Genomic DNA, 24,294 nt, shown 5'->3' on the forward strand with positions numbered 1-24,294 from the left:
GGAGAGGGCCTTTCGAAGAGCAAAAGCTCGGGAATTTGAACTCCGGACGGGCGGTAACCCAAACCGCGTTAACAGCTCCGATCTTGCCCGTCTCGATCGGTTCAACCTGGACCAACCCGCATGGCCGGTCCGCCTGGAACGGCATCGAACGGGGCCATATTGCAACCCAGAGTGCAACCCGAGCCCGATGCGGAAAAAGATCACATACTGGTGCGCGCCTCCCCATGGAGGAGGGTGCCACTCTCATTGATCGCAAGAGATACGGACATCGCGGCGCATATCCAGGCTTTGGCTGGGCTGGTTCAGATGTGTGTGACCGAGTAGTAGAACCAGTAGGCGAGGAGCGCCATCAGGCCCACACTGCCGACGAAGACTCCCAGCGCGACTCCGAAGAATCTGCTACCCGACCCCTGAAATTTCAGAAAGGCTCCGATGAACGCCCCGAGCGCAGGAAGTCCGATCAGGATCAGCGTGGGGACAAGCAACTGTCGTAGACCGTACTCGCTCACCTCGATCATGACGCGGCGAACCGGCATGACCATGAGAAGCGCGCTCAATAGAAGGAGGATGGAAGCGAAGGGTCTGTAGTTGCGCTCGTCCAGATCTGAAATGTCGGCGGTCATAGTGCCTGAATGCTGACATCGCCATAACGCGGTATCAAGATCGACTGCTGTTGGAATTGGGCTGGGCACGGGAGGGGACTTGCGCTGTCAACCTGGTAAATGCATGGATTGCGCCTCACAGGGGCGCCGACCTGGACGTCGGACCGATTGCGAGTGACCGTGATTGACCCCTCGTCACCCTTGCCAATGGCCCGGTGATCTTCTCTACCCTGCCGCGCCGCCCCCCCTTATCAGGACCAGGCCACCCGTGATCAGGGGCTTGCAGTCCAGGTCTGCGCAGTGCCAGGGGTGGATGTGAGCGGTTGTGTGCCTCTGGTGCAGTACTCGTTGCAGTACGGACTTTCACCCCCGAAACCCTCGACGGGAGCACGCATGGCGAGATGTCCCGGCGATTGTGCACCGGACGCGGATTGAGGATCGAACCTGCGACCAGCTCACAGGCTGTCCCATCCCTGCCAGTCCCACCAGGATCCAGTGAAAGGGGTGTATTCGTTGTCATAGCCCGCATCGGACGGCGCCCGACCCCCCGGAAGCCACGCGAACCCTGTCCCCGCCGTCTGTACCATTCCGAGGCCCTCATGTATTCCAAGGTCCTTAATCCCGATCAGGGCACCACCCTCGACAGGTTCGCCCCAGCAGGTGTAATAGAGCCCTAGCCACCGACAACTCTCATCGATGTCACCGCCTGCGGCGATCGTTTTCGCGTATGCCTGCATGCTCGGTTCGGAGAGCGTGAACCGCACCCACCGCGGGCCGTCTACCGCAAGCGCCCCCACCATGCCGAGGAAGACGAGTGGTGTCAGCGCCCAGCGAAACCACTGCCGGCGTACGGTCACCCACCCCGTCATCCTGGCTTCCGCAAGCATGCGGAAGAACCAGTACAGGCCCAGCGACAGCCAGATAGGGAACATCAGGAACACGAGATCGTAAGACCAGACAGGTCCGCTGGCCCAGTAGCAACTAATCAGCGTCACAACGGTGAGCACCGTAAAGTACCACCGAGCGGGCTGTCGTTTACCTCTTTCCCCGTCTCGCATGCAGAGATGATCTCGAATGTCCGCAGTGGTGACAAGACGTTGTTCATGCAGACAGGTTTCTTGTCTCTCCAGCCCTAACAACACAACGTGGTCAACCCTGTTACCCGGTGATCCGGAGCCGAAGAACGAAGTCCCGGACCGTCGGTCGCCCCAATCCCGTGCGATGATCAACCACCTTCGGGCGATCGCGACGAATATGCCAGTCGCTAACTCACGCGACGGTGTAACCGGTGACAGCGGTGGAACTGTCAGTTCTTGGGAACCACAACCGAATAGCCCCCGGAAAGTTCGGCCTTCGTCAGTTCCTTGACGAGGTTTTCCCTCTGGTCACCGGCCTCGCGCCAGTAAGCATGAAAATGCTTCTTGTCCACCATGGTGGCCTCCACCCTCCGCTCAGCTTCTATGAGCTTGGCGCTCCATACCTTGCCCGAACGGACCTGAGCCAGCATGGTAGCCAGCTCTACCTGCTGAGAATCGTCGCGGTTGAGCAGGAATAAGCCACAGACGAGTAGTGCACCGACAGCAGCAGTGGTCACGATTAACGCTCTGGTACGTGAGGGACTTTTTTGCCACTTGGAATTGGTCGCGATGTTCCTCTTGGTCATTTCAGCAGCATGCCAGGTCGTGTGTGACGACAGAAAGGCCTGTGATCAGATCTGGGCGGGAACCCGGAAGACGGACGTAGAGAGTACGTCGCTTACACCACTCTGCCTCGGCTCACCGCGAAGCGGGCAGATCACCGACGCCAAGGGATGAGTCGCGCGAAGTGCGATGGGTGCCACGCGACGAGGTCCTGTCGCCGCCCAAGGATCGCTCGATGCGCATGCGGATAAAGCACTATTTGAGTGGTTCGGCGTGTGCCCTACATCGGCTGATGGCATCGTGGGCCCATGGGGAAGGATCTTGCCCGGGGCGCTGGTGTCGGGCTGGTGGCAGGCCTCGGGCTCGGGTATCCGGTGTCGCGGTTGTATGAGGAGGACATAGACGCGTACACGGTCATGCCCATGGTCGCTATCGGCATATTGCTGGTCGTTCCAGTCGGATGGCTGCTTGCCAGAATGCTGAGGATTGCGCACCCGATCCGCAGCGCGTTGCTTGCGCCCTTGCTGTTGCTGGTATTCAAGAACGCGGTGGACCTGGCCGTGCCGAGCCCACGCCCCCACATGGCCTTGCTCGGATTCACCGTGCTGGCCATGGTGAGTTACGCGAGCGCCGCCGGATTGGCGAGTACGGCGTCGCTGATACCCCGGGTCATCGCGGCTGTGGTCGTGTGCGCGTGCGTGATCACGACGGCGACGATCCAGCAACGACGAACGGAGGCTTGGGATCAGCGACACCGCAAAGAGCTGATCGCCTCTTACAACGCGTCCCTTCCCCTGGCGGTGCCTGATTCTGTCCCTGGGCGCACACTGGTGAGTGTGTGGACCATCACCGACGACGTCCTGGCGCTCGACTACGCCAAGAACCGGCTGAGCGAGCCCGATGTATTCGTCCGTATCAGCAGCGGCGGGGATCCACGCAAGGCGTGCGCGGCGTGGGGGAGGGACTCTGAACCCTGCGAGCGGCTGGCGGCGGATCGATGGCTGTCCAAGAAGGAGGCGAACGGCAGGATGGTGCTGTTCGCCAGGGTCGGGCGCCGGCTTGTTGAGGTCGACTCAACCACTCTGAGTCTCAACGAAACCCTTGCCGCGGGGAGCAAGCTGCGCACGGTCAGCGCGGAGTATCTCGTCGACTTCAAGCCTCCGCAGAGATGATCGTCAGTCAATCGATGGGAGGATCACGATCTCGTGTTCGCCACCCGGTGCGGTGGCCCGATCGAGCGCACTGAGAACTGGATCCTACTCAGCGAGTATCGCTCTGAGGCCATCATCGGTGTCGGGGCGGGGCCGGCGGGGTGAGGCCGAGGTCGGCGAGCGCGGCCGCGCCGCGCTCGGCATGGTCGCCGCCTGCGAGCACCATGGTCCGTGCGGACTGGTAGCGGCAGCCGGCGGCGTCAAACGCATCTGCCGTGGCGAGCAGCGCCTCCTGGTCGCCGTCGAGCAGGGCTTCGGCTCGCTCCACAATGGCACCGGCGACCGGGTTGCCGGCCACGATGGTCCGGGCCTCGGCCAGACGGTCGCGAGCGTCGGGGCTCCCGGCGAGCACGGCGGCCTCGGCGCGCAGCGCGACGTACCAGTGGTGCCAGATCCAGGTGACCCATTTCCATACCTGCCTGGGCTCGGGGGCCATCCGCTCCAGCGCCTCCGGTACCTGGCCGTGGTGCAGCAGAAGCATCGCGTCGAAGACCGCCCCGTAGCCGTAGGCACGCTCCGGTGGGGTGCCGAGCTGATCCAGGACCTCTTGCCATTCGCGCCGGGCGTCACGGTCGTCGCGGAGGCCGTGGGTCAGCGCCACAGCGGCCATCGCCGGACCGAGGAACGACCGGGCGGGGCTGCCTGCTCGCCGCCACGCGTCGAGGAACCGGATGCTGCCGGTGAGCACCTGGTCAACGTTGCCCGCCAACGCGTCGGCGACCAGCAGCCAGTTCATGGCGCGGTGGCCGACCTCGGCCAGCAACGGATGATCGGCGAGTTGTCGTGCCCACCGGCGAGCCCCCGGCAGGTCTCCGGTGCCGAGGCTGGTCTCGGCGGCCTCACCGAGCGCCTCGATCAGCTCGTGGGTAGCGGCCGGCGTATTCGGTGTGGACGACAGCAGCATGACCCGGCGCTGGGCCGTGGCGGCGGCGGCAAACATGTCACCAGCCCAGCTCAGGGCGCCGGTCAGCACATCGAGCGCGGCGGATTCGGCGAGTGGATCACCTGTACGGTGGGTCAGTTCGACTGCCCGTTCGGCGCGCGCAATCGTCTCTGGCACGGAGTTGTCGGGCTGGTCCTGGACGGCACCGATCGCGTCGGTGAGCGCCCGCGCGGCCTCGGCCAACGCCACCGTGGCCTGTGCCGCCGGGTCCTCGCCGGCCAGTTCCTGTGCCTGGGTGATGAGCGCGTCCGTCTCCTCCGGCGGCAGCTTCCGCACGAACTTGGTCGAGAATCGGTACGCGGTGGTGGCGATGGTCGCCAAGTCACGGGCGGCGTCAGCGGTGTCGCCGGCGCGGCGGGCGGCTTCCGCAGCCGCGTGGTGAAGACGGTACATGTCATCACCACGCATCCGGCAGCCGGCCACGGCTGCGGCGTGCCGGAGAGCCGATGCGGCCGAGCCCGGCTCCTCGGCGAACGCGGCCGCCTGCTCGTAGCGCTGCTGGGACTCACCGATCAGGTTGCGGGTGAAGGTCAGCTCCGCCAGGTATTGGGCGAGGCGGTAGGCGTTCGTGCGCTGCTTCGGCTCTTGTGCCGCCCACGCCAGGGCGGCGCGGAGGTCGTCGGCAACCGCGTCGAACCCGGCCCGCCAGTCCTCGCGTACCACCGCCAAGCCGGCGGCCTTGGCCAGGCACCAGTGAAGGTGCCGGGATCGAGTGTCGACCAGCTCGCCGGCCTCAGTGAGCCGCTCCGTCGCGTACTGGCGGATGGTCTCCAGCGCCCGGTACTCCGTACCGCCGGGGGACACCGTCACCACCAGCAGGCTCTGTTCGGCGAGCCGGGCCAGGCCGTCGGCGACCAGGCATTCTTCGGACTCGGCCACCTCCTCCGCCGCCGCGGCGGTGAACGGCGCCACGAACACCGACACCCGGCGCAGCAGCGCCCGGTCGGCCGGCTCCAGCAGGGCATGGCTCCAGTCCAGCGCCGCCCGCACCGAACGGTGCCGTTCATCGGCACGGGAGCCGCCGGTGAGCATCCGGAGCGGGTGGGACAGGGCGGCGGTGATGCCATCGAGCCCGAGCGTGGGATACCGGGCGGCGGCCAGCTCGATCGCCAGCGCCATTCCATCCAGCCGCTCACAGATGGCGGCGATCTGGTCGCGCAGTGGAGGATCCAGCGGCCAGCCGACCGCCGCCGCCCGCTCCATGAACAACGCGACCGCGTCCGACTCACCATCGACGGGCAGCGACAGCGGCGGGACCGAATACACCCGTTCGAACGGCACCATCAGCCGGGCCCGGCTGGTCGCCAGCACCGACACTCGAGGGCATGTCGCCAGCAGCCGCTCGAGAAACAGCGCCACCCCGTCCACCACTTGCTCGCAGTTGTCCAGCACCAGCAAGGCATGACGGTCGGCCAGCGCGGCGACCACGGACTCGGTCATGTCGCGGCCAGGCTGCTCACCGAGGCCCAGCGTCCCGGCGACCGCAGTCACGATCATGCCCGGATCGGTGACCGGGACGAGGTCGACGAACCACACCCCGTCGGAGTATTCGCCGGCTGCTTGCGCGGCCACCGCCAACGCGAGCCGGGTCTTGCCCACTCCGCCGGGACCGACCGCGGTCACCTGGCGGTGTGTCTTGATCATCTCGTTCAGCACGGCCCGCTCGCTCACCCGGCCGATGAATGAGGTCAGCGGGGCCGGCAGAACCGGTGCCGGGTGAGACGGGCCGGCACCGGCCGGCTCGGGCGCACGCTGGGCGAGCGCCCGCCGATCCGGCACCTCCAGTTTGCGCAGCAGCGAAGAGACGTGGCTCTCCACGGTACGCACCGAGATGCACATCCGTGCCGCGATCTCGGCGTTGCTGAGATGAGCCCCGACCAGTTCCAGCACCTCGGCTTCGCGAGGCGAGATGTCCACTGTTGCTACCACTGCCCCAGTTTGCTACATCCCCTCTGCGATGCCATCTGCAGTGACCACCGTGCGCAATCCGTGCCGTCGATCCGTGGTGCGGTTCCGTGGTGCGGTTCCGTGGTCACCACGGATGCGGATCGGCCAGGCCGGAAGGAAAGCTGTGAATACGCACAGCGGGTCGGTGTGACCCACGACTACAGGAGTGACCATGACCGGCTCTTCCACCCAGGGAATCAGGACCGTGCTGCACCCCGTGTCCAACCTGGCGAAGGCCAAGGCGGTGTATGCGGCCCTGCTCGGTATCCCGCCGCAGACCGACTCGCCCTACTACGTCGGCTTCGAGGCCGAGGGCCAGCACATCGGGCTGGTGCCGGACGGTGGACCGCAGGGCATGACCTCGCCGGTGACCTACTGGCACGTGCCGGACATCGAGGCGAAGCTGGCCGAGGTGACCGCCGCGGGGGCCACCGTGAAGGAGGCCGCGCACGAGGTCGGTGGCGGCCGCCTGGTGGCCACCGTCATCGACCCCGATGGCAACGTCCTCGGGCTCCTGCAGGACCGGTGAGCGCCGACCCTGCCCCTGCCATATCTGCGGCGTGGCGGCCGCCGACAAGACGACAAACCCACTTCGTTCAAAAAGGACTTGCCATGAGCAGCGCCGAAAGCAGCACGTACAAGGGATTCACGGCCGAGGAGCGGGCCGCGATGAAGGACCATGCCCAAGAGCAGAAGAAGGCAGTGCGCCGCAGCTCACGCGCGGACAAGGAGGCGGAGGAGGCGCGAGACGTGCTCGCGAAGATCGCCGAGATGCAGGACTCGGACCGGATCATGGCCGAGCGCGTCCATGCCGTCATCATGGCCAGCGCTCCGGTCCTAGCGCCGAAGCTCTGGTATGGGATGCCCGCTTACGCGCTGGACGGCAAGATCGTCTGCTTCTTCCAGAGCGCGGAGAAGTTTAAGGCGCGCTATGCGACGCTCGGGTTCAACGACCAGGCGAAGCTGGACGAGGGCACGATGTGGCCGGCCGCATTCGCCCTGACCGAGGTGACGCCCGAGGTGGAGGCGCGGATCAGCGCGCTGGTGAAGCAGGCAGTGAGCTGAGGCGTGCCCGCTGAACGGGCTGGACCCCCGGTGGGATCGTCACCGGACTGCGCGTACTCACCTCGAAAAAGCAAGATCACGATAGTCGGTGGAACGGCAGGGTCGAAGCCCTGTCGCGTCCCCTCAGGTGCGCGACGCGGCCGCCCGCAGGGGAGCCGCGCTGCGGGGCGAGTGAGGCCAACTGCTCACCTGATCGCTCCCCAAACGAAAACTGCTCGTTCCCCGGCGACCCTAACGTCGGGGAACGAGCAGCTGAGAGCGGAGGCTCGGGGATTTGAACCCCGGATGGGCGGTAAACCCAAACCGCATTAGCAGTGCGGCGCCATAGACCTGACTAGGCGAAGCCTCCTGGTTGCCGTGTGGCTCAGCACAGAGTACCGGCCATTTGCCGAGGCAGCAAAGCGATTCCCGGCTGTGTCTCCGGGAGGGCATGGGACCAGGTTATCCACTGTCTGTGGATAACCTGGTCCACATCTGTGGACAGGGGCAAGATCTCCCAGCTAGACGCACCGGCGGCTCTGGGGATTCTTGCCTCGCAAGACGCAAAATCTCGCTCAGTGGACCCCGTCGGGCCCCTTCTCCACCGGGGAGAGCCGGGGAGAGAAGCCCGCATCGCCTCAGACGAGGGAGCCCGGGTGTGCGGCGGAGATCAGGCGGGGTTGGCTTCGCCCTCGATCTCGATCTTCACCTTCTTGCCGACCAGGACACCGCCGGTCTCCAGGGCCTGGTTCCAGGTCAGGCCGAAGTCCTCGCGGTTGATCTCCGTCGTGATGGAGAAGCCCCAGACCTTCTGGCCCCAGGGGTTGATGCCGGCACCGCCGTACTCGACGGTGAGCTCGACCTGCTTGGTGACGTCGCGGATGGTGAGGTCGCCCAGGACGGTGAACTCGCCTCCGGAGTAGCCGACCACGCGGGTGCTGCGGAAGGTGATCTCGGGAAACTTCTCCACGGCGAGGAAGTCGTCGCTGCGCAGGTGGCCGTCGCGGTCGGCGACACCGGTGCTGATGCTCTCCGTCTTGATCGTGAGCTCGGCGGAGGAGTCGAGGGGGTTCTCGCCGACCGTGACGGTGCCGGAGAAGTCACCGAAGTTGCCGCGAACCTTGCTCACCATCATGTGCTTGGCCATGAAGCCGACCCGGGTGTGGGCGACGTCGATGACGTAGGTGCCGGCGGTGGGGAGCTGAAGGTCTTCCCAGGTCCGAGTGCTCATGCCTGCTCCAAACGAGATGCTTGCTTTGCGGATATTTGCGTCAACAGATTTCTACACGAGGAATATTCCTCTCGTCAACTATCGTCGGATACAGTGGGAGCGTGATCCCCTTTGATGACTCCCGGCTGACGGCGATGGGCCTCCTGGCCGAGGCCTTCAGCGGTCTGGCGGCGAAGACGCATGCGGCCCTTGCCTCGGTGGGGCTCTCCGAGATCGATTTCGAGACCCTGATCCGGCTGGCGCGCTCACCCGGCCGGCGGCTGCGCATGAGCGACCTGGCCGCGCAGACCAACCTGTCCACCAGCGGGGTGACCAGGGTTGTGGACCGGCTGGAGCGCGAGGGGCTGGTCGTACGGCAGGCGTGTCTCAGTGATCGCCGGGCCTCCTACGCGGCCATCACCGAAGCCGGCGTCGACCGGCTCGGCGCCGTGCTCCCGCAGCACCTGGAGGACATCGAGACCTGGTTCACCGGCCTGCTCTCGCCCGAGCAGCTCAGCGCCTTCCTGGACGCGCTGAGGATCATCCGCGACGCCGTACGGCCATGCGCCACGGCAGGGGTCGAGCCACTCGTGCCATCTGAATGAGGGCCGGATCCCATACGGCTGTCGGCGGATCAGCGAGTCCTCCGGATCCGACCCGGCGGACCGGCCTCAGGGCTGCGGCTCCAGCTGCCGCTGCTCCGGAATCGTGAGGTCACCTCGGAGCTTGGCCATCGCCCGTGAAACCGTGCTCTTGACCGTGCCGACGCTGATTCCCAAGGCCCTGGCGATCTCCGGCTCGGTCATGTCCTCGTAGTAGCGCAGCATGACCGCGGCCCGCATCCGGTTGGGCAACCGCTCAAGGGCCTGTTCCACGCGTTCGGGCAGGTAGGCGTGGCCGCTCGGGAGAACCGGTTCGGGGATCTCGTCCGACGGATACTCCTCCAGCTTGCGCCGCCGCCACCAGGAGATGTTGATGTTGACCATCGCCCGGCGCACGTAACCGTCCAGAGCCGCGCGATCCTGAATCCGGTCCCAGGCGAGATAGGTCTGCGCCAGCGCCGCCTGGAGCAGGTCCTCGGCGTCGCTGGGATGCCCGGTGAGCTGGTAGGCGGCACGCAGCAGCGCAGGACCGCGAGCAACGACATACTCGCGGAACTCCTCATGCGTCCCGCCGGTCACCGCGATCACCAGCCTGTGGTCAGGGTGCGTCTCGTGGCCAGAATCGCAGCCGGAGCCCATAATTCGGCTGAACCGGAACCTATGTTTCGTCCCATCAACGGCAAAAATCGGCTCAGCTCGGTAACGGGACATCTGGTGGGGACTAGGTACGGGTTTGCCCCAAGGTGGATGACAACGCGTTGCACCAGGGATGGGAATTTTGATACGAGGTCGGACACATGCTCGACCTATTGGCGTAAGCAAACGGCAGGATTCCGGCAAGCGTGTGACGCTAACAGGGAAACCTCACCGAAACATGGGAGTGATGATGCCGTACAGCAGCGTTGACCGCCGCCGCGTTCTGGCGGCGGCCGCGCTTGGCCGGCCCCTCGATGATCCGGGCCCGGTCTCCGACGAAGGCGAGCTCCTGTACTCCGTCACCGGCACCATCCTGGACGTCAGCCCCCATCTGATCGTCATCGACACCCCCGAAGGACGCGAGGAGCGGCTCGTCATCGCGCCGTGGGCGACCGCCTGGCGCGGCGAGACCGTCGCTCCGGCCGACCTGCCGCTGGGCGCTCACGTGATCATCAGGGCGGTGCAGTCGGGCCGGGTCGTGGAACGGATCTGGGCGGACATCACCCGGATCACCGGGGTGATCCAGTCCGTCGACGCCGGTCCCAAGGACCGCACCATAGAGCTGTACTGCGGGCCGCACCGGGGCCGGCGCACGATCGTCATTCCCTACGGGGCCTCGGGGAGGATACGGGTCCGGCACCCGCAGTTCGAGCCCGGATACCTGTTCGACGCCATCGGGGTCCGCGAGGACGGCGTGGTTCACGCCCGGCTGCCGGCGACGTCGCAGCCGCCCTACCGATGGACGGCCGTGCCGAAACCACTTCCCGGCTACAGCGGCGTCCAGTCACGAATCTCGGGCACCGCCACCTGGTCGGACGCCTTCGACCACGAGGAGCGGGGAGCGGCCTACCCCATGCTGGAACGCTCCGACACGGACTGCCAGGATGCCGGAGTGTCGTGTGCCGGGCTTCCCTATCTCGCGCTGGGCTCGATGCTCAACGTTCGCAACGTGTGCGCCGGACGCACCTCGGTCCTGCCGGTCGCGGCCTGCGGCTGCCTGGCCGGCCGGTTCTGCGACCGGTGCCTGGAATGTGGCACCTCTCCGCGAGGCCGGATCGTGGAACTGTCGGCGGCCTCCTTCGTGGAGCTCGGCGGAGACCTCACCAAGGGGTGTTTCAACGCCCGGGTCGGATTGGGATGACGCAGATGTTGACGACGATCATCACCGCGCAGTTTCCGGTACTGGGCGCGTTGCTGGCCGCGGGTGCGTTCGCCAAGGTGTGGACGGTCATGGGCGACTCCGAACCGGGCGTGCTGGGCAGGCTCGGACCGGCGGTGCTGGTGACCGACCGCTGGCGCACGCCCGCCATGCTCGGCTGCGCGGGCGGGGAGGCGGTTCTGCTGGTCGGCCTGACGACCACCGGCCATCCCCTGTTCCGATGGGGTGCGGTCGCGTTCTTCGCGGTGTCCACCTATGTCCTGTGGGAGTTGCGGCGCCGTCGCCCCGATGTGGGATGTGGCTGTTTCGGCGAGGTCAGCGCCATCCCGGTGGGGTTGCGCTCGCTGGGCCGCACCATGGTGTTGACCGCCATGGCCGCGGGGATGGCCTGGACCCCGCCGATCTCGGGCTGGTCGGTGCTGACCGGTTTCACGTGGTTCCAGGTGCTGGCCGCGGTCGGTGGGTTGCTGGTGCTCGCCGTACTCTCCCCGGAGATCGAAGAGGCCGCCGCCCGGCTCCGGTATCGCGCCCCCTGCGAGCAGCGCCCGATCGATCCGGCGGTCACGCTCGGGCGCCTGCGTTCGAGTACGGCGTGGCGGTCGCACGAGCGGTTGCTGTCGAGCACGGATCCGATCGACAGCTGGCGAGAGCTCTGCTGGCGGTTCTTCGTCTATCCGGGACGGAGCCACGCGGGCGACCCGGTGGACGTGGTCTTCGCGGTCTATCTGAGCGGCCGGCACCCGGCGGTGCGGGTGGCGATGGTCGACGTCGAGGGGCGACCCGTCGAGATCGGGTCTCTGCAGGAATCTATCCCCGTATCGGCTGGACGCTAGAGATCTTTAGATTTTTCTAGCGCACCATGATTCAGCTCTATATGGCTCTCTAGCTTCCCCACTAGAGAGCCATATAGAGGTCTAGGAGACAGTCGCCATTGTATCGAACATATGTTCAGATGGGTTGAGAACGCAGAAACTTTCCGAAATGTGGCACGGTGAACGCGATCAGCCCACGCTCGGCGCTGTAGATAAGGCCCTTCTTGATAAGGCTGTCACGGGCCGGGGAGAGGCTGGACGGCTTGCGGCCGAGACCTTCGGCCACGTCGGCCGTGGCCACCGGCTCGTCACCGATGACGGCCATGGCGTGCATGTAGTCGCGCTCGGCGGGGGTGGCCCTCTCGTAACGGCTGCCGAAGAACCCGACCGCGAGCTCCTCCTCGGCCTCCGGCGCGGAGATCCTGATGTCGTCGACGGTGATCGGGCTGCGCAGCGCCAGATCCCAGGCGACCTTGCCATAGGCCTGGACGAAGTAGGGATAGCCGTCGGCCGCCTCATAGAGGGCGTCGAGGGCCTCCTGGGTGAACTCCACCCCCTCACCCTCGGCCGGGGCGATGAGCGCGAGGTCGGCCGCCTCCCGGTCGAGCCGGTCGATCCTCGCGTAGCGGAACAGCCGCTCGGAGTAACTCTTGCTGGCCGACAGCACGCTGGGCAGGTGCGGCAGACCGGCGCCCACCACGATCAGCGGGCCGCCGCTCTGAGAAAGCTCGTGGCAGGCCGCGCAGAGGGCGGAGATGTCGGGGGCCTGCACATCCTGCATCTCGTCGATGAACAGGGCGATGCCGACACCCAGGTCGGTGGCGACCCCGGCGGCGTCGACGAACAGCTCGGTGAGGTCGATCTCCAGGTCTCCGGAGTCGGCTCGGCCCCTGCTGGCGGGCACGTCGATCGCGGGAGACCAGTGCGAGGTGCCCTTGGCCGCGGCGGGATCGCGCATCGCGAAGGCCTTGAGCACACCGAGGAACTCCTCGATGCGCTCGGGCGCCCGGTGCCTGGGTGCCAGCTCGCGGATCGCCATGTGCAGGGCGGCCGCCACCGGCCGCCGGATCGACTGGTCGGGCCGGGCCTCGATCTTCCCGGTGCCCCACAGCCGCTGCATGGCCATCGACTTGAAGGTGTTGAGGAGGACGGTCTTGCCGACGCCGCGCAGGCCGGTGATGACCATGCTGCGCTCCGGGCGCCCACGGGCCACCCGCTCCAGGACGACTTCGAACTGCTGCAGCTCGCGGTCTCGCCCGGCGAGCTCTGGGGGACGCTGCCCCGCACCGGGGGCGTAGGGATTGCGCACGGGGTCCACGCTCTCGGACTTTATGACGGGATATAGCGGCCGACGTAGATTTCCATAGAAAGCGCTACGGCGTGTCGCGTGATGCCGGGAAGGTGCCCGCAGAACGGGTGTGCAGGTCACTGACGGCGCTGCGAGCATCGTCATGACACACCCCTCACCTGGGCAGACATCTGTCCGAACCCGTGTTCGACCCAATGCCCTCGACTGTAGCGCCACTTCGAACACAAGGACGAGAGTTTCGAAGAAAAGCCCAGCCAAAGAACGTGGACGCGCTCGCCAAGGTGCCTGAAATCCGGGCGAAAGCCGTACGGCAAGCTCGCCCGCGACCGCTCAGTCCCGGACGGTCAGCCCCATCGAACGTGCCGTACCCGCGACGACCTTCTCCGCCTGGTCCAGATCGGTGGTGTTGAGGTCGGGCATCTTGGTCCTGGCGACCTCGCGCAACTGTGCGCGGGTGATCGTACCGGCGCTCTGGTGACCCGGACGCTGGCTGCCGCCGCTCAGGCCGAGGGTCCGGCGGATCAGGGAGGCCGTGGTCGGCATCTTGGTCGCCAGCTCGAACGACCGGTCCTCGAACACGGTGATCACCACCGGGACGACGAACCCGCGCTGACCCTGGGTCGCCGCGTTGTACTGGCGGCAGAACTCCATGATGTTGAGTCCCAGCGGACCGAGGTCCTTGCCTACGCTCGCGGGGCTGGCCTCACCGGCCTTGAACTGCAGCTTCACCACTCGGCTGATCTTCTTTTTCGACATGCCCGCCACGGTAAAGTGTCCAGTTACTGGAGACTCAACAGAAATATCGGGACCATGAGCTATACGATCGGGCAGCTCGCCAGGCTCTCCGGGGTGCCGGTGAAGACCATCCGCTTCTACTCCGACACCGGAGTGCTTCCTGAACGGGAGCGCACATCGGGTGGATACCGCCTCTACGAGGACGACGACCGGGTGCGGCTGGAGCTCGTCCGGGCGCTGCGCGAGATGGACGTCGACCTGGCGACCATCAAGTCGCTGGGTGAGCGCGACCTGCGCCAGACCCTGCTCCTGCACCTGCGCACGGTGGAGGCGCGGATCAAGTCACTGCAGCGGACCCGGGCCGTACTGCGGGCCACGCTTGAGCGGGGCGATCCCACCGACGACGACCTGCGCCGGCTCAACGCGCTCGGACGGCTCGGCACCGCGGAGCTGACCGCGCTGGTGAACGATTTCGTCGACGACGTCTCCGACGGAAACCCGGCGCTTGAGGAGTGGATCGGCAACCTGCGCGTGGCCATGGTGCCCGACCTGCCCGACGAGCCGAGCATCGAGCAGCTCGACGCCTGGCTGGAACTGACCGAGCTGCTCGCCGACGCCGGCTTCCGCGCCTCCCTGCGCGACATGAACAGCGATTTCTGGGAGAACGCGGACGAGATCGACGTCGCCGCCTGGCAGGCGGCCAACAACCTGATCATGGATGAAGCTCTTGCCGCGGCGCGCAAGGGGGTGGCCCCCGAATCGGAGGCCGCCGCGCCCATCGTGAGCCGGATCGTCACGATCATGGCCGAGTCGCAGAGCCGCCCGCGCGAGTCGATCGTGCGCGACTACGCCGAGTACGACCCGCGCGCCAGCCACTACTGGAAGCTGCTGGCCGTGATCAACGGCACACCCTGGCCGTCCGAGATCATGATCGCCTACGACTGGATCTCCGCCGCGATCGCTTGTCACTTCAGGTAGCCAAATAGTTACAATGGAGGCTTGCCGTTCATCCGGGGGTCACAAGTGAAAAACTCCCAGCTCATGACGCATATCCGGGCGATCGCCGTGATAACCCTCGGCTCCGTCACGATGACCGCGTGCGGCTCGGTCGCCGCACCCCAGTCCGCACAGCCCACGCGAACCGGGCCGCTCACAACCGGGCAGCCCCCCTCGCCGCCCTCGTCCTCGCCCTCGCCCTCACCCGAACAGACCGCCGCCTCGCCCGGCCCGACCACCGCGAGTCCGAGCCCCACCGGCCCGCCGAAGTTCTCCGCCGAGGTGTCCAAGGTCACCCGCGCCCAGCTCCGCTACTCCTGGCGGCCCGGATGCCCCGTCCCGCTCGACGACCTGCGGATGATCACGATGAGCTACTGGGGGTTCGACGACAAGCCCCACACCGGCAAACTGGTCGTGCACAAGAGCGCCGCCGACGACATCATCACGGTCTTCAGGCGCCTGTACGGCTGGCGCTGGCCGATCTACAAGATGGAGCCCGTCGACGCCTACAAGGGCGACGACTTCGACTCGATCGACGCCGACAACACCTCGGCCTTCAACTGCCGCGCGGCGACCGGATCGAGCAACTGGTCCCAGCACGCGTACGGCAGGGCCATCGACATCAACCCCCGCGAGAACCCCTACGTGTCCTCGGACGGCTCTGTGGCGCACAAGAACGCCCGCAAGTTCGCCGAGCGTCCGCTGGAGGCGCCCGGCGTCATCAACCCCGGCGACCGGGTGGTCAGGGCCTTCGGGAGGCTCGGCTGGGAGTGGGGCGGCTCCTGGACGGGCATCAAGGACTACCAGCACTTCAGCAAGGGCGGCGGCTGAGACCTGAGAGCCTCGGCCGGAACCTGCTGCGGCGCCTCGGCGCCGGACGCACCGCCGTACATGTGTTCCGCAGGCGCCGGGAGTGAACACCCCGGCTCCGCCGCCGCGTAGTGGAATGCCCGATATGATCCCCGCCGTGACTTCTCCGGACTCCTCCCCGGGTACAACCGAGTCACCTCGGGAATACCGGCGGCTGTGGATGGTACTGACGGCCGTACTCTTCGTGCTGGCCACCGTACTGGCGCTGGCCTGGCCCACCGGAGGGCTGGAGACGGCCAGGGTGCCGATCCCGCAGCGGAAGTTCGGCCAGGTCGTCAACGGAGAGCGGTTCGAGGTCAGGCCGCAGAAGGTGTGGTACGCGACCGTCGACCCGGCGCCGAAGTTCGGCGATCCCAAGCCCGGCCGCTTCCTGGTGGTCGAGCTGGAGGTGACCAACGCCGGCCATGACACGGCGACGACGGACGACCTGGCCAAGCAACTGCAGATCACCACCTCTCCGGGTGGCAGGCTCCACGTCTTCAAGGACCGGCACACGCAGTTCGTCGTCCGTGACGGCGACGACAGCCGCGACCAGCTTCACCCCGACCTGCCGGAGAAGGTGATGATCGTCTACAGGATTCCCGAGAAGTACGCCGACCCCGAGCACGTCACGATGGACTTCACCGACTCCGCCTACGGGCCGGGATTCCAGTCGTCCCTGTCCGAGTGGTGGGACGGGGAGGTCCTCGCGACCTACTCCGGCGACGTGGGCCGGGCCGGATGACGCGCCGGATCCTGAGCCTGCTGACCGGGGTGGCCCTGCTCGCGGCGATCGTCATGGTGACCCGGCTGTCACCGGGCGCGGACCGGCGGTACGCTCCGATCGCCTCCACCGGCGACGTCCGCGACGAGATCGACACCGTCGACTTCCAGATCCGGGTGGACCGGGTCCAGCTCGCGAAGTCCCTCAAGATCAAGGACTCCTTCGGGTCGGAAGGAAAGCCGCACAGCACCGTCGGGACCTGGGTGATCGTCTGGGCGACGGCTTCGGCCACGAGAAAGGAGCTCCAGCTGAAGGGTTCCGAGATCGTGACCACCGACGGGGACGTGTACGCCGCCAGCACCCTCTCCGACACCCTGAACCAGGAGACTCTGCAGCCGGGGATCCCGGCCTACGGGGCGATGCTGTTCGAGGTCCCCGGTGTCAAGTTGCCCGGCGCCGTGCTCAAGGTGCACACCGAGCAGATAAAGGGGTTGCGCGTGCTGGGTCCGGCGGCCGAGATCAAACTGGGCCTGACGAAGGCGGAGCCCGAGGAGTCCGCCGTGGTGGGGGCGGTGCGGGAGATATGAACGCGGTGCTGCGCAACCTCGCCTACGGCGTCGGCCTGGTGGCCGTGCTGGCGGCCACCGCGGCCGCGCAGACGCTTCCGTGGAAGGAGAAGTACGACGACAGCACGGGCGAGGGCGGCCCGACGGTGGTCGCCGGGCTCGGCCGGCCCGTACGGCTGCACGACATGGAGTGGCGGTTCGGCGGCATCACCGAGGGAAAGCCGCAAAAGAGCTTCTCCCCGCCGCTGCCGCCCCGGACCAGGGTCGCGGTCGTGGTGTTCTCGGTGAAGCCGCTGACCCCGGCCGCGAGCCAGTGGTTCACCGGCGCCTCAGGCGACTGCTCCATCCAGGTGACCGACCGGCGGAACCGCGTCTGGTCGCCGTCGACCCGGTCCGACCTCGCCCCGCCGGGCGGCAACGAGGCCGGTTGCAAGGCCGATGACGCGAACTTCAAGCCGAAGCCCCTGGCCGTGGGCCAGGAACGCAAGATCCAGAAGGAGTTCGTCGTCCCGCAGGACGCGTTCTCGGCCCTCCAGGTCCAGATCAGGCTGGCGATGCGCCCGGGGACGGTACGGATGTCGCCGCAACCCCGGTGACCTCGGCCGTCGTCTTGGCGGCCACCCTGCGCAGGGCCAGGTCGAACCCGGCCGCCAGCAGGCAGACCCGGAGAACCTCGTGGACCACCTCGATCGGCAGGTGGGCCGCCTTCTCCCACATCTGCCACCAGATGACCTCGTGCGGCCCGATGAGGTGGGTCACGCCGATGAAGGCGACCTTGCTCAGCGCCTCCAGGACGGCGTAGATCAGGCTGAAGGTCAGATAGAACAGCGGCCCGGCGCGGAGCACGAACCGCAGGCCGTTGATGATCGGCGTGTACTTGTCGCGGAACCCGCGCGTGAAGAACTCCACCGTGGTCTGCACCTGGACGGGCAGCATCTTCCACAGGCCGGACACCCGCTCCTCGATCCTGGTGCCCTCGATGACCTTCACGTCCTGGGTCATGTCGGAGCTGTAGACCACCGCGGTGATCGCCAGCCAGAGCATCGGCGCGACCAGGCCGTCCTTCAGGTCCGGCACGTACGGCGACAGCATCGCCCAGGCGTTCTTGAGCGGTTCGGGGACGATCCCGGGCAGGTCGATCAGGTCCACCGCGTCCTTCCACACCACCCGCGTGGTCAGCCAGTCCTTGGCCACCCCGATCCAGTTGCCGATCGAGATGATGCCGAAGAACATCCACAGGCACTCCAGGCCGCTGGTCGCCAGCCCGAGCACCTTGATCTGCCGCGACTCGTACAGCCGCTCGACCACGACCTTGAGCAGGAAGACCACCAGGGTGACCACCACGATCAGGACGTTGATGTCGAACAGGCCCTCCAGCAGCCCGGCCTCCGCGAGGAAGTCCGTCTGCCACAGCGGCCTCAGCTCGTTGGAGAGCCGCTGGAAGTCCTTCAGATCGTCGAGGAACAGTTCCCAGGCGCTGTAGAAGATCAGGAAGGGCAGCAGCGTGTGCGCGAGCGCCTCCACCAGCCGCCGCTCCCGCTCGTCCAGCGTCAGCACGGCCGCGTCCACCGTGCTCAGCTGGCGGCCCAGCGTGTTGAGCATCGCGATGTAGGCCATGAGCGTGGCCAGCAGAGCGAAGCTGAGGATGCCGAACCCCGCGTAGGCCCGCCACCCCGCGGGTTCGGCCACCCACACGGACAGGAATATGGCCGCGTCGTGGGCGAGAAGACCGAGCGTGTAGAAGAACGCCAGCGGCAGGAAGAACTTCGCCGCGAGGCGGAGCATGTCCCAGGGCAGCCGGATGGGAGAAAAGGAGCTGTCCATAGCGGAAGGATCGTAGCGAACTCCGACAATCCAGGCTTATTTCCGCTTCTTGTCCCCGGGCGCTCCGCGATCCTTGGTGCATCATGGATTCCATGGCGGCCAAGGACGGCGACGGATGGGCCTACTGCGAGCGCGGGCATCGGCACTGGGGCATCCACGGCGCGTCCGGGTTGCTCGCCGTCCACCATGACGCCTCCGGAACACCCCGCGTCCTGATGCAGAAGCGCTCCATCTGGAGCCACCACGGCGGCACCTGGGGTCTGCCCGGCGGCGCCATCGACAGCCACGAGGACGCCATCCCCGGCGCGCTCCGCGAGGCCTGGGAAGAGGCCGCCCTGAGCGGCGAAGACCTCCGCGTTCAGGGAATCTATCTTGACGACCACGGGGGCTGGTCCTTCTCGACCGTGCTGGCCGAGGCCTCCGCCCTGCTGGACGCGGTCCCCGCCAACAGCGAAAGCACCGACCTTCGCTGGCTCTCCCCCGAGCAGATCACCACCAAGAAGCTTCACCCGGGCTTCGCCGAGACCTGGCCCGCCATCAGCCCGGCGCTCAGCCCTCTGGTGGTCATACTCGACGTCGCCAACATCGTGGGCGCCCGCGCCGAGCACGGGTGGTGGAAGGACCGCGCCGGAGCCGCCGCCAAGCTGGTCAGCGAAGTCAGCGCCTTCAGCTCCGAGGGCCTGCGCACCACACCTGACGGCCTCCCGGCCCTCGACCGATGGTTCCCCTTCTTCACCATGGTCGTCGAAGGCGCCGCCCGCGACGTCCCCCCGCTCCCCGGCGCCTCCGTCATCACCGCCCCGGGCAGCGGTGACGACGCCATCGTGCAGGCCGTACGAGACGTCCCCTCCTGGAAGCACGTCCTGGTCGTCACCGCCGACCGGGGCCTGCGCGAGCGGGTCACCGCCGAGGGCGCCATGGTCACCGGCCCCAGGTGGCTGCTGTCACAGCTCTGACGCCCCGCCTGGACGTCTTTTGGATGTTCCTCATGGGACACCGCGATCTGAGACGATGCGGGACATGTCCGAGCTTCGTAGCGATCCACTGGACGCCTGGATCAATGATGACGAAGCACTCCCCCCGGACTCCTGGGGCCGTCCGGTCTCCCCTAAACGTGTCCTGCCGTGGGGCTTCGCGCTCGTCATCGTCCTGCTGGTCGTGGGCCGGCTCATGCTCGCGCCCTATCTGACGGCTCCGGCACTCCGGACCTGGGCCACGATCTTCGTGGCGATCTGCGTGCAGGCCCTGCCGTTTCTGGTTTTCGGCGTGGCCCTGTCCGCCGCGATCACCGCGTTCGTCCCGGCGTCGTTCTGGACCAGGGCTCTACCCCGGCGGGCGGCCGCCGCCGTACCCGTCGCGGGAGTGGCCGGCGCGGTGCTGCCCGGCTGCGAGTGCGCGTCCGTCCCGGTGGCGTCGGGCCTGATGGCTCGGGGGGTGACCCCGGCCGCCGCCCTGGCCTTCCTGCTCGCCTCTCCGGCGATCAATCCGATCGTGCTGGTCGCGACCGCCGTCGCCTTTCCAGGACAGCCGTTGATGGTCGTATCCAGGTTCGGGGCCTCGCTGACGGTGGCGGTCGTGGTCGGCTGGCTCTGGCTGCGGTTCGGCCGGAGCGAATGGCTGCGAATCCCCTCCCGCCCGCACGGTGACGGCCCGAAGTGGACGCGGTTCGGCGAGGCGATGCGTCACGACCTGCTCCACGCGGGCGGATTCCTCATCGTGGGCGGTCTGGCCGCCGCCACCCTCAACGTCACGGTCCCCCGTGAGTGGCTGACCACGCTGGCCGGGGTGCCGTGGCTGGCGGTCCTGATCATGGCTCTCCTGGCCGTTCTGCTGTCGATCTGCTCGGAGGCCGACGCGTTCGTGGCGGCCTCGATGACCGCGTTCTCACCGACCGCGAAGCTGGCCTTCCTGGTAGTCGGGCCGATGGTGGACCTGAAGCTGATCGCGCTACAGGCCGGCACGTTCGGCAGGGCGTTCGCGGCCAGGTTCGTCCCGCTGACCTTCGCACTCGCCGTCCTGGTGAGCGCCCTTTTCGGATGGCTGCTGCTGTGAACCGCGTGACCCAGAACCTGGTCCTGACCATGCTCGGCTGTGCCGTGCTACGGATCTCGGCGTTCTCCACGACCTATCTGAACTACGTCAAACCCGACTTCCGGCCATTCCTGATCGGCGCCGGGGCGGTGCTGGTGATCCTCGGTGTCACCGGCCTGATCCAGGCCGCGCGGTCCAGCTCGCGATCACACTCGCGGTCCGAGAGACCCTCCACCGACGGCCAGGTGCACGACCATCCGGAGGAGCACGGCCCCGAGCACTCCCACGGCCAGGCGGGCGGACACGACCACTCGCACGGAGGTCCCCGGGTCGCCTGGCTGATGTGCCTGCCCGTGTTCGCGATCTTCCTGATCGCGCCGCCCGCCCTGGGCTCCTTCGCCGCCTCCCGATCCGAGGCGCCACCGCCACGCTCCCAGGCCCTCAGCTCCTTCACCCCTCTGACCGGCAACGGGCCGGTGGACATGCCGGTCGGCGAGTTCATCGCCCGAGCCTGGGATGACGAGAAGAAGTCCCTCACCGGCCGCCAGATCAGGCTGACCGGCTTCGCCGTCCCGTCGAAGAAGAAGGACCAGTGGTACGTCACCCGCATGCAGATCGCCTGCTGCGCCGCGGACGCGTTCCCGCTGAAGGTCGCGGTCAGGGGGATCAAGGCGCCGTCTCCGGACACGTGGGTCGAGGTCACCGGCACCTGGATCCCGCAGACGTTCGGCAAGATGCCCAACGGGGTCGTCTATCCGGAAATGTCCGGCACGGATCTGGTGAAGATCGACGCGCCGGCCGAGCCGTATGAGTAGATCCGGCCTCTCGCCCCTCCGCGCGAGCCACGCGAAGGGGGTTCGGGCAGGTTCAGAGATCAGGCGCGGGACGGCGCCGGTTCCAAGGACATCTCCGGGGTCAGGTCACCGGTGGACCGGTGGAAGAGCCAGTAACTCACCGCCGCGACGGCGACGAAGAGCAGCCGGAGGGGTCCGGGGATGTCGAGCGTGAGCAGTCCGTCGTTGAGCGAGTGCAGTACGGCCGCCGCCGCGAGAACACCGGCGACGGAGAGCGTGATCACGACCCGCCCCCTGGCCTGCCAGACCCCGAAGGCGATCGCGCAGATCAGGCCGGTCCAGGCGAGGTGGCTGAACGGCGTGGCGAGACCGCGGACGAGCAGCACCACGCCGGCGCCGACGGTGCTGTTGCCGTCGACGCTCTTCCATGCGTAGGACATCGACTCCATGATCGCGAACCCGGTCGCGCATGACACGCCCAGCGCGACACCGGCGGCCTTGGTCAGGTGGCGGCCGGTGAACGCGACCGCGAGAAGCGGGACGATCTTGGCCGGCTCTTCGATCCATCCGACCAGCAGGATCGTGGGATCGCTTCTGCCGGCGATGAAGAGGGAGTCGAAGTATCCGCCCAGCAGGAGGGCGACGCCCCCGCCGAACAGGAACATCCCCACCAGCGTGACGGCCGGCACGCTGAGACCGATGCCGGTGCGGTCATGGATGGCGACCAGGAGAGCGAGTGGCCCGGCCGCGGCCCCGTAGAAGAAGGCCGCCGGCATCACCGCGCGGTTGCCGGCCGTCTCCATCAGGACCAGGAGGGAGGCCGACAGCGTCATCATGGCGATCCACACCTTGAACCATCTATGGCGGTAAAACCGCATATGTTCCCGCATGCAAAGTAATTCCCCGGTTGATATGACCCAAATTCGGGTGAATTGTCCATCTTTAGCTAAAGATCGATTCGGCCACGATGACCGCGCCGATCACCATGAACACCACCGGCACGAGCCACCTCCCCGACCGCTCGACCAGGCCGATGACCCTCCTGTGCGAGCCCAGCCAGGAGGCCGCCACACACCACACCCCGACCAGGACGGCGAACACCGCGACCGTGACCAGGCTGGAGGTCAGACCGATCGCGCGAAACATCGGGACGTAAACGGAGATGTTGTCAGCGCCGTTGGCGACGGTCACCCCGGCGATCGAAACGACGCCGGAGGCGACCGGCGCCGCCCCGTCGTCGTCACCTTTTTTGATCAACCCCCACACGCCCATGCCGAACGGCACCAGCCCGAGCAGCCCGGCCCACCGGTCCGGCACCACGGTCAGCCCGAGCGCCGCCACGGCCGAGACGACCACCAGAGCGGCGATGCCGGCGTACTGGCCGACGATGATCTGCCAGGACCGGGGAACGCCACCCGCCCGGGATGCCAGGAACAGCACCGTCAGGATGACGATGTCGTCCACATTGGTTCCGGCGAAGACCGCGACGGCCGTACCGATCGTTTCACCCACGGGCGCATTATGGGGGTTCCGCCCGCCCGCCGTTCCAGGGCCTCCCGACCGACCGCCCGTCATCGACACGGATCGACGCTCGCCATGGCCAGCCACGGGCAGCGGGCGTTACGATCATGTTCGTCCGTTCCTGTCGGCTCCCGGAGGCCTCGCGTGGGCTATCCGCCACAGTACGGCCGGCCGCCCCGGGGCGAGACAGGCCGAGGGCTGGCCGTGATATTGATCATCGTCACCGGCGTGCTCATCGGGGCGATCATCACCATGACGACAGCGCTCAACCCGCCCTCCGCGACGAGCCCTCCGGAGACCCAGGGACCCGGGCATTCGGAGACCAAGGTCCGCATGGGCGTCCAACCGGTGCTCGACGCCTACTCCAGCGGGTCCTACGGTGATTTCTGGGACCTGTGGAGCATGCAGGCGCAAAGGCTGATCGCACGTGAAGAGTACGTTCGGCTGTTCCAGATCTGTCCGCCCCCTGTTCAGGACAGCCAGAGCAGCCAGTTCACCATCACCGCGGTCACGATCACCGGTGACGACGCCAGAGTTCAGGCGACCCGGCTCAACGACACGACCGACTTCACCTTCGTTTTCGAGAGCGAATCGTGGCGGTATGTGCCCTCGCTGGAAGAGCGTCAGGAATACCAGGGCAAGGCGGTCGAGCAGATAGCCGAGCAGCGGCGGGCCGCGGGACTCTGCGGCACCGCCAGTTCCGTTCCCACCCCTCCCGCTCCCACCGCCACCGGCCCCGCCGTTCCCACCCCCACCATCACCGGTCCTGCCGTTCCCGTTCCCACCGCCACCGGCCCCGCCGTTCCCACCCCCATCACCACCGGCCCTACCGTTCCCACCCCCACGGCCACTGCTCCCACCGCCCCCACCTCACCGGCTCCGTCATTCACCACGGCGCCGTCCTCCGGCCAGCCATCGGTGCCACCGGCATGATCCCCGTACCGGAGAAGCCGTCAGAGGCGGAAGGGGTCGCACGAAAAAACGGGAAATTTCGGCATGACCTTCCGTCGGCATATCGATTGATTATTAAAGTCGCGTAAACGTGCTGCCGTCATCACAATTCACAGTTACCGTCAGAG

26 protein-coding genes and 1 tRNA gene are annotated in these 24,294 nt (G+C 67.0%); 15 read left to right on the plus strand and 12 right to left on the minus strand.

Annotated features, from left to right (window positions below):
- Positions 1-302 precede the first annotated feature (302 nt).
- From ACFY2X_RS21065 to ACFY2X_RS21075, 3 genes are all read right to left on the minus strand, one after another.
- Positions 303-623 (minus strand): hypothetical protein, encoded by a 321-nt coding sequence (locus ACFY2X_RS21065; protein ID WP_389940170.1) that lies wholly within the window; start codon positions 621-623, stop codon positions 303-305.
- A gap of 434 nt (positions 624-1,057) precedes the next feature.
- Positions 1,058-1,609, minus strand: coding sequence for a hypothetical protein (locus tag ACFY2X_RS21070; protein ID WP_389940171.1), 552 nt, complete (start codon positions 1,607-1,609; stop codon positions 1,058-1,060).
- 299 nt (positions 1,610-1,908) lie between these two features.
- The gene (locus ACFY2X_RS21075) at positions 1,909-2,265 is read right to left on the minus strand and encodes a hypothetical protein (protein ID WP_389940172.1); all 357 of its coding nucleotides are present in this window, start codon (positions 2,263-2,265) and stop codon (positions 1,909-1,911) included.
- 285 nt (positions 2,266-2,550) lie between these two features.
- On the opposite strand from ACFY2X_RS21075, the gene ACFY2X_RS21080 reads away from it, so the two are divergent.
- The gene (locus tag ACFY2X_RS21080; RefSeq protein WP_389940173.1) at positions 2,551-3,414 is read left to right on the plus strand and encodes a hypothetical protein; all 864 of its coding nucleotides are present in this window, start codon (positions 2,551-2,553) and stop codon (positions 3,412-3,414) included.
- A 112-nt stretch (positions 3,415-3,526) separates the two neighbouring features.
- On the opposite strand, the gene ACFY2X_RS21085 is transcribed toward ACFY2X_RS21080, so the two are convergent.
- Positions 3,527-6,325: an ATP-binding protein gene (locus ACFY2X_RS21085; protein ID WP_389940174.1), complete on the minus strand. Its 2,799-nt coding sequence runs from the start codon at positions 6,323-6,325 to the stop codon at positions 3,527-3,529.
- A 190-nt stretch (positions 6,326-6,515) separates the two neighbouring features.
- Here ACFY2X_RS21085 and ACFY2X_RS21090 point away from each other — a divergent pair, with 190 nt between their 5' ends.
- Together ACFY2X_RS21090 and ACFY2X_RS21095 are read left to right on the plus strand one after the other, a co-directional pair.
- The gene (locus ACFY2X_RS21090) at positions 6,516-6,872 is read left to right on the plus strand and encodes a VOC family protein (protein ID WP_389940175.1); all 357 of its coding nucleotides are present in this window, start codon (positions 6,516-6,518) and stop codon (positions 6,870-6,872) included.
- Positions 6,873-6,955: 83 nt separating this feature from the next.
- On the plus strand, positions 6,956-7,408 hold the full coding sequence (locus tag ACFY2X_RS21095; protein ID WP_389940176.1) for an iron chaperone: 453 nt from the start codon (positions 6,956-6,958) through the stop codon (positions 7,406-7,408).
- Between the two features lie 259 nt (positions 7,409-7,667).
- Here ACFY2X_RS21095 and ACFY2X_RS21100 read toward each other — a convergent pair.
- Positions 7,668-7,757: transfer RNA gene (locus ACFY2X_RS21100), tRNA-Ser, on the minus strand.
- Positions 7,758-8,057: 300 nt separating this feature from the next.
- Positions 8,058-8,618 (minus strand): YceI family protein, encoded by a 561-nt coding sequence (locus tag ACFY2X_RS21105; protein WP_389940177.1) that lies wholly within the window; start codon positions 8,616-8,618, stop codon positions 8,058-8,060.
- 101 nt (positions 8,619-8,719) lie between these two features.
- On the opposite strand from ACFY2X_RS21105, the gene ACFY2X_RS21110 reads away from it, so the two are divergent.
- Complete coding sequence (locus tag ACFY2X_RS21110; protein WP_389940178.1) at positions 8,720-9,202, plus strand: MarR family winged helix-turn-helix transcriptional regulator; 483 nt, start codon at positions 8,720-8,722, stop codon at positions 9,200-9,202.
- A 66-nt stretch (positions 9,203-9,268) separates the two neighbouring features.
- On the opposite strand, the gene ACFY2X_RS21115 is transcribed toward ACFY2X_RS21110, so the two are convergent.
- On the minus strand, positions 9,269-9,838 hold the full coding sequence (locus ACFY2X_RS21115; RefSeq protein WP_389940179.1) for a SigE family RNA polymerase sigma factor: 570 nt from the start codon (positions 9,836-9,838) through the stop codon (positions 9,269-9,271).
- A gap of 247 nt (positions 9,839-10,085) precedes the next feature.
- Here ACFY2X_RS21115 and ACFY2X_RS21120 point away from each other — a divergent pair, with 247 nt between their 5' ends.
- A complete protein-coding gene (locus ACFY2X_RS21120) occupies positions 10,086-11,036 on the plus strand; it encodes a hypothetical protein (RefSeq protein WP_389940180.1) in 951 nt (316 codons plus the stop codon).
- A gap of 5 nt (positions 11,037-11,041) precedes the next feature.
- On the plus strand, positions 11,042-11,887 hold the full coding sequence (locus ACFY2X_RS21125) for a MauE/DoxX family redox-associated membrane protein (RefSeq protein WP_389940181.1): 846 nt from the start codon (positions 11,042-11,044) through the stop codon (positions 11,885-11,887).
- 115 nt (positions 11,888-12,002) lie between these two features.
- On the opposite strand, the gene ACFY2X_RS21130 is transcribed toward ACFY2X_RS21125, so the two are convergent.
- Together ACFY2X_RS21130 and rplK are read right to left on the minus strand one after the other, a co-directional pair.
- Complete coding sequence (locus tag ACFY2X_RS21130) at positions 12,003-13,184, minus strand: AAA family ATPase (RefSeq protein WP_389940182.1); 1,182 nt, start codon at positions 13,182-13,184, stop codon at positions 12,003-12,005.
- A gap of 321 nt (positions 13,185-13,505) precedes the next feature.
- Positions 13,506-13,931 carry a 50S ribosomal protein L11 gene (gene rplK / locus ACFY2X_RS21135; protein ID WP_389940183.1) on the minus strand — a complete coding sequence of 142 codons (426 nt, stop codon included), beginning with the start codon at positions 13,929-13,931 and terminating at the stop codon, positions 13,506-13,508.
- A gap of 54 nt (positions 13,932-13,985) precedes the next feature.
- On the opposite strand from rplK, the gene ACFY2X_RS21140 reads away from it, so the two are divergent.
- The 5 genes from ACFY2X_RS21140 to ACFY2X_RS21160 all read left to right on the plus strand — a co-directional run bounded on the left by ACFY2X_RS21140 (position 13,986) and on the right by ACFY2X_RS21160 (position 17,641).
- Complete coding sequence (locus tag ACFY2X_RS21140) at positions 13,986-14,888, plus strand: MerR family transcriptional regulator (RefSeq protein ID WP_389940184.1); 903 nt, start codon at positions 13,986-13,988, stop codon at positions 14,886-14,888.
- Between the two features lie 63 nt (positions 14,889-14,951).
- Positions 14,952-15,737, plus strand: a complete 786-nt coding sequence (locus tag ACFY2X_RS21145; RefSeq protein WP_389940185.1) for a M15 family metallopeptidase — start codon at positions 14,952-14,954, stop codon at positions 15,735-15,737.
- 136 nt (positions 15,738-15,873) lie between these two features.
- Positions 15,874-16,500 (plus strand): hypothetical protein, encoded by a 627-nt coding sequence (locus ACFY2X_RS21150; RefSeq protein WP_389940186.1) that lies wholly within the window; start codon positions 15,874-15,876, stop codon positions 16,498-16,500.
- Positions 16,497-17,066 carry a hypothetical protein gene (locus ACFY2X_RS21155; protein WP_389940187.1) on the plus strand — a complete coding sequence of 190 codons (570 nt, stop codon included), beginning with the start codon at positions 16,497-16,499 and terminating at the stop codon, positions 17,064-17,066. Before ACFY2X_RS21150 ends, ACFY2X_RS21155 begins: the two co-directional genes overlap by 4 nt.
- Entirely contained in the window at positions 17,063-17,641 is a 579-nt protein-coding gene (locus tag ACFY2X_RS21160) for a hypothetical protein (protein ID WP_389940188.1), read from the plus strand. The genes ACFY2X_RS21155 and ACFY2X_RS21160 overlap by 4 nt, the downstream gene beginning before the upstream one ends.
- Here the strand turns inward: ACFY2X_RS21160 and ACFY2X_RS21165 are convergent.
- Positions 17,589-18,869, minus strand: a complete 1,281-nt coding sequence (locus tag ACFY2X_RS21165; RefSeq protein ID WP_389940189.1) for a hypothetical protein — start codon at positions 18,867-18,869, stop codon at positions 17,589-17,591. The genes ACFY2X_RS21160 and ACFY2X_RS21165 overlap by 53 nt on opposite strands.
- Before the next feature lie 92 nt (positions 18,870-18,961).
- Between ACFY2X_RS21165 and ACFY2X_RS21170 the strand changes: the two genes are divergently transcribed.
- The 3 genes from ACFY2X_RS21170 to ACFY2X_RS21180 all read left to right on the plus strand — a co-directional run bounded on the left by ACFY2X_RS21170 (position 18,962) and on the right by ACFY2X_RS21180 (position 21,715).
- Positions 18,962-19,825, plus strand: coding sequence for an NUDIX domain-containing protein (locus tag ACFY2X_RS21170; RefSeq protein WP_389940190.1), 864 nt, complete (start codon positions 18,962-18,964; stop codon positions 19,823-19,825).
- Between the two features lie 64 nt (positions 19,826-19,889).
- Positions 19,890-20,921: a permease gene (locus ACFY2X_RS21175; protein ID WP_389940191.1), complete on the plus strand. Its 1,032-nt coding sequence runs from the start codon at positions 19,890-19,892 to the stop codon at positions 20,919-20,921.
- Between the two features lie 5 nt (positions 20,922-20,926).
- Complete coding sequence (locus ACFY2X_RS21180) at positions 20,927-21,715, plus strand: TIGR03943 family putative permease subunit (RefSeq protein ID WP_389940192.1); 789 nt, start codon at positions 20,927-20,929, stop codon at positions 21,713-21,715.
- Between the two features lie 59 nt (positions 21,716-21,774).
- Here the strand turns inward: ACFY2X_RS21180 and ACFY2X_RS21185 are convergent, their stop codons facing one another.
- Together ACFY2X_RS21185 and ACFY2X_RS21190 are read right to left on the minus strand one after the other, a co-directional pair.
- On the minus strand, positions 21,775-22,530 hold the full coding sequence (locus tag ACFY2X_RS21185; RefSeq protein WP_389940193.1) for a PrsW family glutamic-type intramembrane protease: 756 nt from the start codon (positions 22,528-22,530) through the stop codon (positions 21,775-21,777).
- A gap of 106 nt (positions 22,531-22,636) precedes the next feature.
- Positions 22,637-23,206: a cadmium resistance transporter gene (locus tag ACFY2X_RS21190; RefSeq protein WP_389940194.1), complete on the minus strand. Its 570-nt coding sequence runs from the start codon at positions 23,204-23,206 to the stop codon at positions 22,637-22,639.
- A gap of 153 nt (positions 23,207-23,359) precedes the next feature.
- Here ACFY2X_RS21190 and ACFY2X_RS21195 point away from each other — a divergent pair, with 153 nt between their 5' ends.
- Complete coding sequence (locus tag ACFY2X_RS21195; RefSeq protein WP_389940195.1) at positions 23,360-24,148, plus strand: hypothetical protein; 789 nt, start codon at positions 23,360-23,362, stop codon at positions 24,146-24,148.
- Positions 24,149-24,294 lie beyond the last annotated feature (146 nt).

Origin of the sequence: Streptosporangium sp. NPDC000396, from assembly GCF_042898655.1 — a bacterium.
GTDB lineage: Bacteria > Actinomycetota > Actinomycetes > Streptosporangiales > Streptosporangiaceae > Streptosporangium.